Source organism: Enterococcus sp. PF1-24 (genome assembly GCF_029893325.1).
Taxonomy (GTDB): domain Bacteria; phylum Bacillota; class Bacilli; order Lactobacillales; family Enterococcaceae; genus HY326.
Map to the genome: position 1 here is coordinate 1 of NZ_JARXWL010000046.1, position 11,409 is coordinate 11,409.

General features: G+C 34.2%; 12 protein-coding genes and 1 pseudogene. 3 read left to right on the top strand and 10 right to left on the bottom strand.

Going from position 1 to position 11,409, the window contains the following annotated elements; all coding sequences use genetic code 11:
* Positions 1-183: 183 nt before the first annotated feature.
* From M2139_RS13490 to M2139_RS13505, 4 genes are all read right to left on the bottom strand, one after another.
* The gene (locus tag M2139_RS13490) at positions 184-2,421 is read right to left on the bottom strand and encodes an excinuclease ABC subunit UvrA (protein WP_280739379.1); all 2,238 of its coding nucleotides are present in this window, start codon (positions 2,419-2,421) and stop codon (positions 184-186) included.
* A 256-nt stretch (positions 2,422-2,677) separates the two neighbouring features.
* The gene (locus M2139_RS13495) at positions 2,678-3,448 is read right to left on the bottom strand and encodes an SDR family oxidoreductase (protein ID WP_280739378.1); all 771 of its coding nucleotides are present in this window, start codon (positions 3,446-3,448) and stop codon (positions 2,678-2,680) included.
* The gene (locus M2139_RS13500) at positions 3,441-3,881 is read right to left on the bottom strand and encodes a MerR family transcriptional regulator (RefSeq protein ID WP_280739377.1); all 441 of its coding nucleotides are present in this window, start codon (positions 3,879-3,881) and stop codon (positions 3,441-3,443) included. The genes M2139_RS13495 and M2139_RS13500 overlap by 8 nt, the downstream gene beginning before the upstream one ends.
* Before the next feature lie 70 nt (positions 3,882-3,951).
* Positions 3,952-4,200 (bottom strand): hypothetical protein, encoded by a 249-nt coding sequence (locus tag M2139_RS13505; RefSeq protein ID WP_280739376.1) that lies wholly within the window; start codon positions 4,198-4,200, stop codon positions 3,952-3,954.
* A gap of 105 nt (positions 4,201-4,305) precedes the next feature.
* Between M2139_RS13505 and M2139_RS13510 the strand changes: the two genes are divergently transcribed.
* On the top strand, positions 4,306-4,806 hold the full coding sequence (locus tag M2139_RS13510) for a MarR family transcriptional regulator (RefSeq protein ID WP_280739375.1): 501 nt from the start codon (positions 4,306-4,308) through the stop codon (positions 4,804-4,806).
* Between the two features lie 12 nt (positions 4,807-4,818).
* Positions 4,819-5,466, top strand: coding sequence for a DUF998 domain-containing protein (locus M2139_RS13515; RefSeq protein ID WP_280739374.1), 648 nt, complete (start codon positions 4,819-4,821; stop codon positions 5,464-5,466).
* Between the two features lie 18 nt (positions 5,467-5,484).
* Here M2139_RS13515 and M2139_RS13520 read toward each other — a convergent pair whose 3' ends face one another.
* The 6 genes and pseudogenes from M2139_RS13520 to M2139_RS13545 form a co-directional block, all read right to left on the bottom strand.
* The gene (locus M2139_RS13520; RefSeq protein WP_280739373.1) at positions 5,485-6,249 is read right to left on the bottom strand and encodes an ABC transporter permease; all 765 of its coding nucleotides are present in this window, start codon (positions 6,247-6,249) and stop codon (positions 5,485-5,487) included.
* The gene (locus M2139_RS13525; protein ID WP_280739372.1) at positions 6,246-7,157 is read right to left on the bottom strand and encodes an ABC transporter ATP-binding protein; all 912 of its coding nucleotides are present in this window, start codon (positions 7,155-7,157) and stop codon (positions 6,246-6,248) included. Before M2139_RS13525 ends, M2139_RS13520 begins: the two co-directional genes overlap by 4 nt.
* Complete coding sequence (locus M2139_RS13530) at positions 7,157-7,354, bottom strand: PLD nuclease N-terminal domain-containing protein (RefSeq protein ID WP_280739371.1); 198 nt, start codon at positions 7,352-7,354, stop codon at positions 7,157-7,159. Before M2139_RS13530 ends, M2139_RS13525 begins: the two co-directional genes overlap by 1 nt.
* Before the next feature lies 1 nt (position 7,355).
* On the bottom strand, positions 7,356-8,465 hold the full coding sequence (locus tag M2139_RS13535) for a helix-turn-helix transcriptional regulator (RefSeq protein ID WP_280739370.1): 1,110 nt from the start codon (positions 8,463-8,465) through the stop codon (positions 7,356-7,358).
* A gap of 366 nt (positions 8,466-8,831) precedes the next feature.
* Positions 8,832-9,689 (bottom strand): annotated as a pseudogene (locus tag M2139_RS13540) (EFR1 family ferrodoxin).
* A 46-nt stretch (positions 9,690-9,735) separates the two neighbouring features.
* Positions 9,736-10,080, bottom strand: a complete 345-nt coding sequence (locus M2139_RS13545; protein ID WP_280739369.1) for a winged helix-turn-helix domain-containing protein — start codon at positions 10,078-10,080, stop codon at positions 9,736-9,738.
* A 149-nt stretch (positions 10,081-10,229) separates the two neighbouring features.
* On the opposite strand from M2139_RS13545, the gene M2139_RS13550 reads away from it, so the two are divergent.
* The gene (locus M2139_RS13550) at positions 10,230-11,285 is read left to right on the top strand and encodes a YeiH family protein (protein WP_280739368.1); all 1,056 of its coding nucleotides are present in this window, start codon (positions 10,230-10,232) and stop codon (positions 11,283-11,285) included.
* The last annotated feature ends 124 nt before the right edge of the window (positions 11,286-11,409 follow it).

The following is an 11,409-nucleotide window of genomic DNA, read 5'->3' on the forward strand; positions in this document are numbered from 1 at the left end:
GCACAGAAAGCTGCATAATAGTTAATTTGAAAACAACAAAAAACGGAGTAGATTTCTCTACTCCGAAAAAGTCTAACTTTTTGGGGTCACTACATTACTTGAATTCAACAAGAAGTGCTTTTTTATTATGTCCCACTATTCTGGGTCAGTTCCATTTTTATAACTATCTTTTTTCATTATTATTTACAGATATTTTGCGGTAAGGGCATTTACGTTTTTGAAATCTTTGACTAAACCGGAATAAACGACTTCGCCGCCGTTTTTACCAGCTTCAGGGCCGATATCAATAAGCCAATCGGATTGTTTCATCACTTCGGTGTTATGTTCAATAACAATTACGGTGCTACCGTTGTCGACAAGTCGTTGTAATAATGCTAATAATTCACCGACATTCGCCATATGCAGCCCGGTAGTAGGTTCATCTAAAACATAAATATTCCCTGATTTGTGTAATTCGTTAGCTAGTTTAATGCGCTGACACTCACCACCTGATAAGGTATCCATCATCTGCCCTAGTGATAAATAACCTAAACCGACTTCTTCTAAGGTACTAAGAGCCTTTTTGATTTTGTTATTTCTAAAAAAGACTAAAGCTTCACTGACTGTCATTCTTAAAACTTCAACGATATTATAATCAGCTAATTTATAATCCAGCACTTCTTTTTTATATTGAGTACCTTTACAGACCGAACAAGGGGTGCGAACGCCATCTAAGAAAGCCAGCTCAGTTACGACATAACCTTTACCTTGACAGTTTTCACAAGCACCTTCAGAGTTAAAACTAAATAATGATTTTGGCACCTCGTGTTTTTTAGCGTAAACATCACGAATAGTATCCATGATTTTGGTATAAGTTGCCAGATTTGAACGATTTGATTTATGCAAGGCGCTTTGATCAATGACGATGGCTTCAGGATGTTGTTTTACAAATTCACCAAAAATCAGGGAACTTTTACCAGAGCCAGCCACGCCAGTGATGGTAGTAAAGACACCTTTCGGAATCTTCACTGTAACATTTTTTAAATTGTTCAAGGAAGCATTTTCGATTAAATAGTAATCATCGCTGATTCGTGGGGCATCATTCAGTGGTAATTCTCGGTTTAAATATTTTGCTGTTAAATTATCACTACCTTGTAGCTCTGCTAAAGTTCCGCTAAACATAATTTTGCCACCTTGACTACCAGCCAGCGGACCCACATCCACCACAAAATCTGCAACTTTAATGACATCAGGATCATGTTCAACCACTAAAATGGTATTTCCTTTATCTCTCAGTTTTTGCAGCATCAAGTTTAAATTTTCCACATCTCTGGGATGCAATCCAGTGCTGGGTTCGTCAAAAATATAAATAATATTATTTAAACTGCTATTTAAATATTGAACGACTTTAATTCTTTGCGATTCACCGCCAGATAAGGTAGTGGTTTCTCTGGATAAAGCTAAATAATCAAGTTTCATATCTACTAAATTTTGCAATCGAACTTTCATTTCATCGACAATCGGTTTTACTTCAGGATCAGTGATGCCACTAATAAAATGCAGCAAGTCAGCTAATTCCATATTAACCGCGTCATCAATGTTAAGGCCGTTGATTGTGCTACTTAATGATTTTTTGTTTAAGCGCTTTCCGTGACAGTCTTCACAAGTACAGGCACTGATGTATTCAGAGACTCTTTTTTGTGTATTTTCACTATGACCACTCATATCACGGTCGACAAATAAGCGGCGGAATTTATAAATAATGCCTTCATAATCAAGTTCAAAGGTATTATTTTTTTGCTGAACAGATACTTTTCCACTGTGACCGTACAATAGTTTATCTAATAATTCTTTTGGATATCCATTTAAAGGTAATGTGACATCAAATAAATTATGAGAGGTAAAGGAGTTATAATACCAGGTTCCTTTTTTGAAAGTCGGAAACTTAATGGCGCCATCATCTAAGGATTTAGTCATATCAAGGATTTTATCAAGATCAGGGGTCATCACCGTGCCGAGTCCATGACAAACCGGACACATGCCTTCAGGATCATTAAATGAATAGACATGAGAGAAACCGACAAAGGGCTTAGCGATACGAGAATACAATAAACGTAAAAAACTATAAATATCTGTTCGTGTGCCAAGAGTTGAACGAGCATTGCCACCTAATCTTTTTTGATCAACAATAAAAGCGGGGGACAAATTCTGAATACTATCAACATCAGGTTTATGATACTTTGGCAAATAGGTCTGAGCAAATGTACTGTAAGTTTGATTCATTTGACGACCGGCTTCGGTTGCGATGGTGTCAAAAACAATTGATGATTTACCAGAACCTGAAACACCTGTAAAAATAGTAATCTTGTTTTTAGGAATTTCCAGCGTAACATTTTTCAAATTGTTCTGCTTCATTCCTTTTAAAATAATCGCTTCCTGCATATTTTCTACCTTCTTCCTTAATGAATTGCCCAACATAAAAATCTATCAATTTAACTGAATAAATTGATAGTATAACTTTTATTATTTATGTGTGGACTAATCATTATAGAGAAGTGATGAGGGAATGTAAAGAGGGAAATGAAAAACATTTGAAGAAAAATTTCAGGTCTCCAAGGTGCTAATTTTTTATTGATGTTATCAAGAAATAAACAAAATTTGATCTGATTCATGAAAAAAACTAGCAACTTTTGAATAGTTAAGTTAACATTTTTAAACTAATCTTATTAATTAAGGTATCTGGAAGAGCAAAACTGGCAAGAACAAGTAATTTATTATATAAACCAACTATTTTTACTTTTTTCCCCGCCATCAGTGCTTGGTAACTCTTTTTAGCAACTGTATTTGCATCCATTACAAAGTATTTAAATAAAAATGAATGTTCAATTCCAGCTTTTTTGGCAAAGTTAGATTTTGTTGCACCCGGACAAACTGCTGTTACGGTTACCCCGCTTCTTTTCAAGTCTGCTGATAAGCCTTTTGAAAAGGCAAGTAAATATGATTTTGTTGCAGTATAAATAATATTGTGTGGGCAGGGAATATAAGAACCTGTAGAAGCAATATTGAGAATCCTTCCATAACTGCGTTTTACCATGTGAGGTAATAAGTATTTTGTCAGTTTAGTTATAAATACAATCTGCAATTGAAGCATATTTAATTCATTGGTTAAATCAGTATTCAAAAAATTTCCAATTTCATTAAAACCAGCATTATTTACTAAATAATCAATTTGAATATTTTTAGCTTCTAGTTGCTGGCTAATGTATTCAGCTGCATTAGGCTTAGTTAAATCATAACTTAAAGTTTCTATTTTTATGTTATATAAAGATTGTAGCTCTTTCTTTTGATTCGATAACTTTGCTTCGTTACGAGAAACTAAAAAAAGATTAATTTTATTCTGTGCAAAGTGCTGGCATAAGCTATAACCTATCCCGCTTGTCGTTCCGGTTATTAAAGCTGTTTTATTCATTACTTTCCTCCAATATTTTTTTGAAATGTGCCCAATCTTCTTTGTAGTTATAACAATTTTCCAGTTCGTTAGAAGAATCCTGTAGTTCATCATAGAAAGCGATTTTTTTACTAATCAATTGTTGAATCGTTAAATATTTTTGGATATCTTGGTTTACTTTTTCTTGAAAAGTTAGCAACATCTCTTTGCGATTTTGTAAACTGCTGTTTTCATCGAACAATAACTTCACATAAGTGTGAATAAATTGAATAGGCATATGAATATCTCTTAAACAACAAATTAAATAAATCCATGATATATCTGAGTCAGTATAAATTCTATTCCCTTTGTGATCTCTAGCAATTGGAGGAAGTAAGTCCGCTTTTTCATAATAATATAGGGTGTGTTTAGTAACTTTCAACTTATCAGCAGCTTCTTTAATAGAATAAACCATATATTTCACCTCGTAACTCAAAGTATAGAGTATAGTGCGCACACTATGTCAATATATTTTTCGAGGATTATTACTTATCAAATCTCTCAGAAATATCATCCCAGCTTTCATGCCAGCTATCAGATAAATCATCCCATGAATCATGCCACTGATCTGTTAGTTGCTCCCAAGCGGTATGATGATTATTGGTATATTTGTTGCCACGAATGTTTGCTGTAGCAAAACCGCTAGCAATAAAGCTGATTGCTAATAAAAAGATTGTAAAAATAATGGTAATTGGTAATTTTCTTCGTTTTTGTAGATTTTGATTGATATTCATTGTCAGGGCTCCTTTAATTGGTCTTTTTATAAATTTTGTTTCTCAGAAACAAAAAAAGTGATACAATAGAGTTAAATAAATTTTTGCTGAAAGAGAAAGAGTAAAATGGCTAGTAAAAATAAAAATACAGATATACTTATTGAAGAAATAAGACAGTTATTTCTAAATGCTGCGAATAAAAGAACCTTGCAAATAAATTCAGAAAAACAAAATTTACTAGATAATTGTGAAAATGAAGAATTAAAAGTAGTCATTCAAAATCTGACTGTAATTGTCTTTCATATTCTTGATGCGATTGGGCAACAGGAGCCGATTAACAGCATCAATATTTCTAAATTAACAGCGATTCCTAAAGGGACTGTTTCCAAAAATATCAGTAAGCTACTTGCAATGGATTTAATTACTAAAAGTCAGTTACCTAATAATAAAAAGGAAAGTATTTTTCATTTAACAGCTTTAGGTAGAGCATTATTTGAATTGCATAAGGAAACGCATCAGCAATTGGAAGAAAAAGTTTCAGCTTTGCTAAGTAAATATACACAAGCAGAATTACAGCTTGTGATTCGCTTTTTAGCAGATTATACTAAAGGAACTGAAATTGAATAAAGGAGTAGGGTGATGGAGAAAAGAACATTGATTCATTGGTGTGGCTTACTGGCGATTGTTAGTTTGCTATCATATACTGCTGCAGTTGTTTTCAGTCCGTTAGCTTATCCAGGCTATAACTGGCTGGCACAAGGCGTGAGTGATTTAAGTGCTGCTAACGCACCATCTAATCTGTTGTGGCAGCAGCTTTCTTCTTTATATGAAGTTTGTGGGATGATTTCAATAATGATGGTTTGTGTTTTTATTCAAGGGAAATTGAATAAGGGAATCCGCATCGGCATTTATTTATTTGCAGCGATGAATTGGGTGTCTTGTGTGGGCTACAGCCTGTTTCCGATTTCTGATATTGACCACGCCGGAACTTTTCAAGATGTGATGCATATTGTGGTGACTATCTTAGTGGTGCTTTTGTCGATTATTTCTTTAGTCGTGATTAGCGTTGGTGGCTGGCGTGAGAAACAATATAAGTCGCTAGCTATTTGGTCCAGCATGGCATTGTTAGTAATGTTTATGGGCGCGGTTGGTGTAAATGTTGTGCCAGCGGAATATTTTGGGATTCCTGAACGTTTTAGCGTATTTGCTGCAACTGGTTTTAATGTTGTGTTAGGAAGTTATTTATTTAAGGGTTTTAATATGGAAAAAGCAGACAAGCTTAATTGATTGTCTGCTTTTTTCTGTTTATAATCTTTTTTTGCTAAAAATTTTTATTGATAACCAAAGTATCACTAAAGTTAAAAGAGTGGTTAAAGCGATTGCTGGTAAAAAATCTCCTAAATCAGCTCTTTCTTGTAAAAAGAGCATATTTTTAGTTGATAAAGCAAAGGGATTATAATAATCAATTTTTGTAAACATGGTTGAAAAAATTCCGCCACCATAAAAAAGTAACACTAGAAATAAGCCTTGAAAACCACTTTTAGCAAGAGCTGAGCCTAATAATAATACTGCAAACATCAGTAAACCAAATAGCCATAAACTAAAAATCGCAGGGAAAATTGCTGGACTTAAATCATCAGGAAAATAAAATTTAGTATAGAAATAAGTGACGATAAAAGAAAGGAATAAAGCAACTGTCCAGACGCCCCAAAGAAAGAATTGCTTACAAAGAACAATGACAGTTCTTGATAGCCCTTTTGTTAAAAGGTTGATTAAACTGCCGGTTTCAATTTCTCTGGCAAGGATTTCGCAAAATAAAATCAGCAAGACGATTAAACCTAATTGATTAATATTTTTAAAAAATTGCGACCATGAGTCAAGTGAAGTTGGCGCAGGTATTTCAAGGGAAATGCCTTTTGGTAAAGTTGACTTCATGATTTCAGGCGTCAGTTTAGCGATTAAAGGATTCATAATTCCTAAAGCTAAAAAGCTAACTGCGATAATCAATAATTTTTTTGTTTTAAAAGCTTCAAAGATTTCTTTTTTCATAAAAATGATTAGCTGTTTCATTTAACCACCCCCATAAAGAGTTCTTCTAAAGAAGGTTCGATTTGAAAGATTTCTTTTGGTGAAATATTTTCTTGCAGGAGTTTAGTCAATAGTAATTGGCTCATTTCATTTAAGCTTTTCCCTGAAAAAATCAATTGATTTTCAACTTCTTCCGTTATTAAAGTTTCTGTTTTCATAGCATTAGTGAATTTGATTAAACTTGCTGTATCGGTGAAACGAATGGCATATTTAAAACTGCTGTGGGCAGCTTTTAACTGATTGACTTCACCTTGTAGCTGAATTTTTCCTTTATGGAGAATGGCCACATGGTCACAAACTTGTTCAATATCTGAAAGAATATGGCTGGAAAATAAGACGGTTGTTTTGCCCCGCAAGGAATTCAGGATATCCAAAATCGCTTTTCTGCCTAAAGGGTCCAGCGCCGAAGTAGGTTCATCACAAATTAAAATTTCTGGCTCATTCAATAAAGCTTGTGCCAAACCTAGACGCTGTTTCATGCCGCGAGAATAGCCACTAATTTTTTTGGATTGGTTAGTTAAACCTACTAAAGTTAAAACATGCTGAATTTTTTCAGGAAGTAGCGCTTTTTTTATAGCAGTAAGCTCTCCACAAAGGCGTAAATATTGAGTAGCGGTCATATAACCATAAAATTCTGGCACATCAGATAAATAACCAATTTTTCGATTAGTCAGAGAATTACCATATTTGACGGTTTGCCCGTTTACCTTAATTTCACCACTATCTAATTGCAGTAGGCCTAAAATTAATTTCATAGTAGTTGTTTTACCCGCACCATTTTCCCCAACAAATCCGAAAATACTACCTTTTTCAACAGAAAAACTAACCTTATTCAAAATTTGTTTACTACCAAAAGCTTTGTCAATTTGAATTACTTCAAGAGCCTTCATCAATCTTTTTCCTTCCCAAAGACGAAATAAAGGACTGGACCGATAATTGATAATAAGAGCACAACGGGAATCCAAATCACTCGATTGCCGATTTTATAAGATTTTTGCCGTAAAATGTCGATGACAGCATAAATGCCTAAACCAAATTGTAAAATAATTAGGGGAATTAAGATTGGTAAAAATTCATTGATATTCATTTTATTCACCATGACTTTCTATAAGTTTTATGATTTTTTGATAAGCAGCTTCGGCTTTTAAGCCTTCAAAAGCCGGATGATTTTTTACTGCTTGTTGCAAATCTGCTTGCATTAATGTGGTATCACGAGGCATTTGACCACCTAACATTAATTGCTCAATCCAAGGATCTACTTTGTCAAAATAATGATTTCCTTTTAGTTTTAAAGGAAAGGTAGTTTTAACAAAAAGGTTAGCAAATTTTTCGAGCATCGTAATTGCTAAAGTATTTTGCTGATAGGTAGCATAACCAACTGCTTCTGCTAAATAAAGATTCAGCACGATAACTGGATGGAACTCAGCAATTTCAAATAATGCTACAAAACCATCAGCTTTGTCGACAGTTTCCTGAAATTGTGAATAATCGTTATCCAAAGCGATTAAATAATTTGAAAATAAACTAAGGATAACCGTTAAATATTGATAGAGTGCAGCTTGAAAGGTTGCATCTGCTTGCTCAGCATCACCTAATAAATGATAAGCAATCGCAATAATACTTTCTGGTGGAACCAATGGCGGTACTGTCTTACCCACAAGCTCTAAGACTTCAGCAGCTTTTCCTTGATTTAAAAGGAGGGTACTTAGCATTATTTTTATTTGTTGCTTTAGCTCACTATCAGCCGTGTTATCATAAACATGATTTAGTAAATCGCTAATTTCTTGCAGTAGAAGTGGCTGCTGTTGTGGATCGTCTTGGGTTAATAAAGTTAATTGATTCATCATCAGTGAAGCCATAGAAAAAACAAGCGTATCACAAGACCAGTAATGTTTTACTAATTTACGCAGGTGATTCAAGCCATCGCTGGGAGAAGCGATTATCTCTTTTTGAATGGAAGCATATAGGCGTTGAATATCTTGTAGCGTTAAATGTGCATCGTAACCAAGTAAATAATCAATGGTTGTATCAAAATAAGCTGCCAATAGTGGTAGTAAACTGATATCTGGGTAAGTTTGACCGGTTTCCCATTTAGATACTGAAGCTTTGGTTACTCCTAAAAAGTCAGCTAATTGTTGTTGGGTTTTGCTATTATTTTTACGAAAAGCAGCGATTCGCTTGGCAATGGCATTATTCATAGCAGTCTCCTTAAAGTTTATTCCACTTAAATTTTGCTTAAGCAACAGTGGTGTAGCTTAAGTATAGAAAGGATTGTGGCAAAAGACAATCGGTTTGTAGTTGACTGTAAGTTGAAAAAATATCGCGATGCGATATTTTTGGGGTAATTACAAAAAAAGCCAGCTAAAAGCTGGCTGGCATCTCTAAAATATTAAATAGTGAAATCTTGAGATTTGAAATTGCTGTAGTAACTAACTTTTAAGGAGGAATTTTAAAACACAATAATCAGGATTGCTGACGCCTTTAGGATAGTAAAGTTTATCTCCTTCACGCCACAAGTTATTTTTGGTTACTGCTGTTTCCAATACTTAACTTTTTCAGAAAATCTATTGTAAATTAGCGATTGTTTTGGCGGTAGATTTATTTAATTTTGCTAAATCTTTCCAATTCATTTCTGGATGCATATAGCGACCGCGTTCTTGCGTTTGGTCTTTATAATTAATCGCTCTAGCAGGGCAATTTTGAATACAAGCAAGGCATTGTTCGCAGTGATGTTTAAAGACCGGATTTCGCTCTTCATCTACGTCAATATTATTAACCGGGCAGACTTTTTGGCAAATGCCACACTTGGTGCAAGCTTCAGAGATATTAAAATTTTTATCCATTTTGCCAACTATGCACATAAAACCCATTGATTGCAGGTGACGTGGAGTTAGGGAAGTGCCTTTGTTAGTAGCCTAATTTTTAATGGCCTCAATCATTGGTTTAATATCTATCGCAGATTGTTGGGCTTCTTCAAGGACGGTTTCCCGCATTTCATAACCAACAACATAGTTTGAAAACATATCTAGGCGTTCTCCGTAATGTAAATGAATGCCTTTTTGTTTTAAATACCGGCGGATTTGGGTAATGACATTTTGCGCTTTTGAAACTCTGCCGCAAGTAGCAATCGCAAAGTAATAAGCTTCTTTATTATTTTGTAAATCAAGCTTGGCGATGAAGTCTTTTATTCGTTTAGGAACGCCGCTGGCATAGGTAGGGTAGACAAAACCGATAGAATCATAGCCGGCTGGTAAAGGTCCTTGCCAATCAAGCCCCATGCTGACAATTTCACAATTCTCCAATTCCTTGGCAATTTCTTTAGCTACCCATAAACTGTTGCCGGTTCCTGAAAAAACGAAAATAATATTTTTACTCAAAATGTATCTTCCTTTCTGTTGTTTGTTGAAATTATTTGTGTGCACTTATGCATGTATAAAAGCTAAATAAAAAGACGTGAACGTCTTTTTATTATTTAGCTGGAGCGTTATCCATCAGTGATTTAATGCTACTAGTGGTATCTTCAAATTTTTCCATGACAGCTGTTCGGCTGGCATCATAGTAAATATTGCGATTTTCTTTATTTTTCTCCACCATACCGAAACGATGCATCAAATCAAGATGACGAGAGATAACTGAGCGATCTTGCGGGAAATTTTCTGAGATGTCTTTGATATTTTTAGGTCCATAAGCTAAAAGATAAATCAAAATTTCCATGCGAACAGGATCGAATAAAGTCTTATAGAAATCGAAATCAATGTGTTTTTCAACATATGTTCTGCAAGTGGACATATATTCTTGTTTATTAGTTTCCATTTTAATCACCTAACGAGATTATATATGTGCACTTATGCATTAGTCAAGTTTTTTATTTGAAATCAGTGATATTTCATTCAAATTATTTTACAATCTAAAAATTAGGTCTATAATGAAAAGGAATGAATTTAAAAATAAGGAGTTTTAAAATGAAGAGTATTGGAATAAAAAATTATGCCAGTGGAGTAGTGTTATGTTTGATAATTGCTTTAGGGGCATGGGAATTAGTTAAATTAGTGCCGGCCTTAGAAATCGTTGGCGCTTCAGTGATTGCGATTATCACTGGTATGGTATTTACAATTTTTATAAAAGATAAAACAAATCTTCAAGCAGGGATAACCTTTACTTCGAAAAAAGTTTTACAATATGCCGTGATTTTATTAGGCTTTGGTTTAAATTTAATGACGATTGGTAAAGTTGGCCTAACTTCTTTACCGGTGATTCTCTCAACGATTGCTATTTCGCTAATCGTCGCTTATTTATTTTATAAGTTAGTCGCTATTCCGGAAAAAATTGCAATTTTAATTGGAGTTGGCTCTTCAATTTGTGGTGGTTCGGCTATAGCTGCAACAGCTCCTGTGATTGATGCCAATGATAAAGAAATTGCTCAATCAATTTCTGTGATTTTTTTATTTAACGTGATTGCGGCGGTGATTTTTCCGACACTAGGCTCTTTTTTAGGATTATCTAATCAAGGTTTTGGTTTATTTGCGGGGACGGCGATTAATGATACTTCTTCAGTAACGGCGGCGGCGGCTACTTGGGATGCGATGCATCATACAGGCAGTCAAGTTTTGGAGTATGCTACGATTGTTAAACTAACCAGGACTTTAGCGATTATCCCAATTACTTTAGTATTATCATTAAGCAGAGCCAAAAAGAATCAAGTAGAGAAAAAAGCAATTAAGTTAAAAAATTTAGTACCGACTTTTATTTTATATTTCGTCTTGGCTTCAATCATAACCACCATTATTAGTTTATTTGCTAATAATCAAGTTTTACTTTATGCCAACACAGTTTTTAGCTTTTTAAAGCAGTTAAGTAAGTTTTTCATTGTGATGGCGATGGCAGCAATAGGTTTGAATACTGATGTGATTGAGCTGATTAAAAAAGGCGGTAAGCCTATTTTGTTAGGTTTTACTTGTTGGCTTTCAATTACAGTAGTCAGCTTAATTGTTCAAAGTCTATTCGGGATTTTAAGGTAATTTAAATTAAAAAAGTCTCTACACTGATTAGGAACTGACCCAGAATAGTGGGACATAATAAAAAAGCACTTCTTGTTGAATTCAAGTAAAATGAATTTAACAGGAGGTGCTTTTTAGCATGACA

What these genes read in the sequence shown, in the direction of transcription:
- M2139_RS13525 (WP_280739372.1), bottom strand. Translation starts at nt 7,157, where the DNA reads ATGAAGGCTCTTGAAGTAATTCAAATTGACAAAGCTTTTGGTAGTAAA.
- M2139_RS13515 (WP_280739374.1), top strand. Translation starts at nt 4,819, where the DNA reads ATGGAGAAAAGAACATTGATTCATTGGTGTGGCTTACTGGCGATTGTT.
- M2139_RS13530 (WP_280739371.1), bottom strand. Translation starts at nt 7,354, where the DNA reads ATGAATATCAATGAATTTTTACCAATCTTAATTCCCCTAATTATTTTA.
- M2139_RS13500 (WP_280739377.1), bottom strand. Translation starts at nt 3,881, where the DNA reads ATGGTTTATTCTATTAAAGAAGCTGCTGATAAGTTGAAAGTTACTAAA.
- M2139_RS13510 (WP_280739375.1), top strand. Translation starts at nt 4,306, where the DNA reads ATGGCTAGTAAAAATAAAAATACAGATATACTTATTGAAGAAATAAGA.
- M2139_RS13520 (WP_280739373.1), bottom strand. Translation starts at nt 6,249, where the DNA reads ATGAAACAGCTAATCATTTTTATGAAAAAAGAAATCTTTGAAGCTTTT.
- M2139_RS13545 (WP_280739369.1), bottom strand. Translation starts at nt 10,080, where the DNA reads ATGGAAACTAATAAACAAGAATATATGTCCACTTGCAGAACATATGTT.
- M2139_RS13505 (WP_280739376.1), bottom strand. Translation starts at nt 4,200, where the DNA reads ATGAATATCAATCAAAATCTACAAAAACGAAGAAAATTACCAATTACC.
- M2139_RS13535 (WP_280739370.1), bottom strand. Translation starts at nt 8,465, where the DNA reads ATGAATAATGCCATTGCCAAGCGAATCGCTGCTTTTCGTAAAAATAAT.
- M2139_RS13550 (WP_280739368.1), top strand. Translation starts at nt 10,230, where the DNA reads ATGAAGAGTATTGGAATAAAAAATTATGCCAGTGGAGTAGTGTTATGT.
- M2139_RS13495 (WP_280739378.1), bottom strand. Translation starts at nt 3,448, where the DNA reads ATGAATAAAACAGCTTTAATAACCGGAACGACAAGCGGGATAGGTTAT.
- M2139_RS13490 (WP_280739379.1), bottom strand. Translation starts at nt 2,421, where the DNA reads ATGCAGGAAGCGATTATTTTAAAAGGAATGAAGCAGAACAATTTGAAA.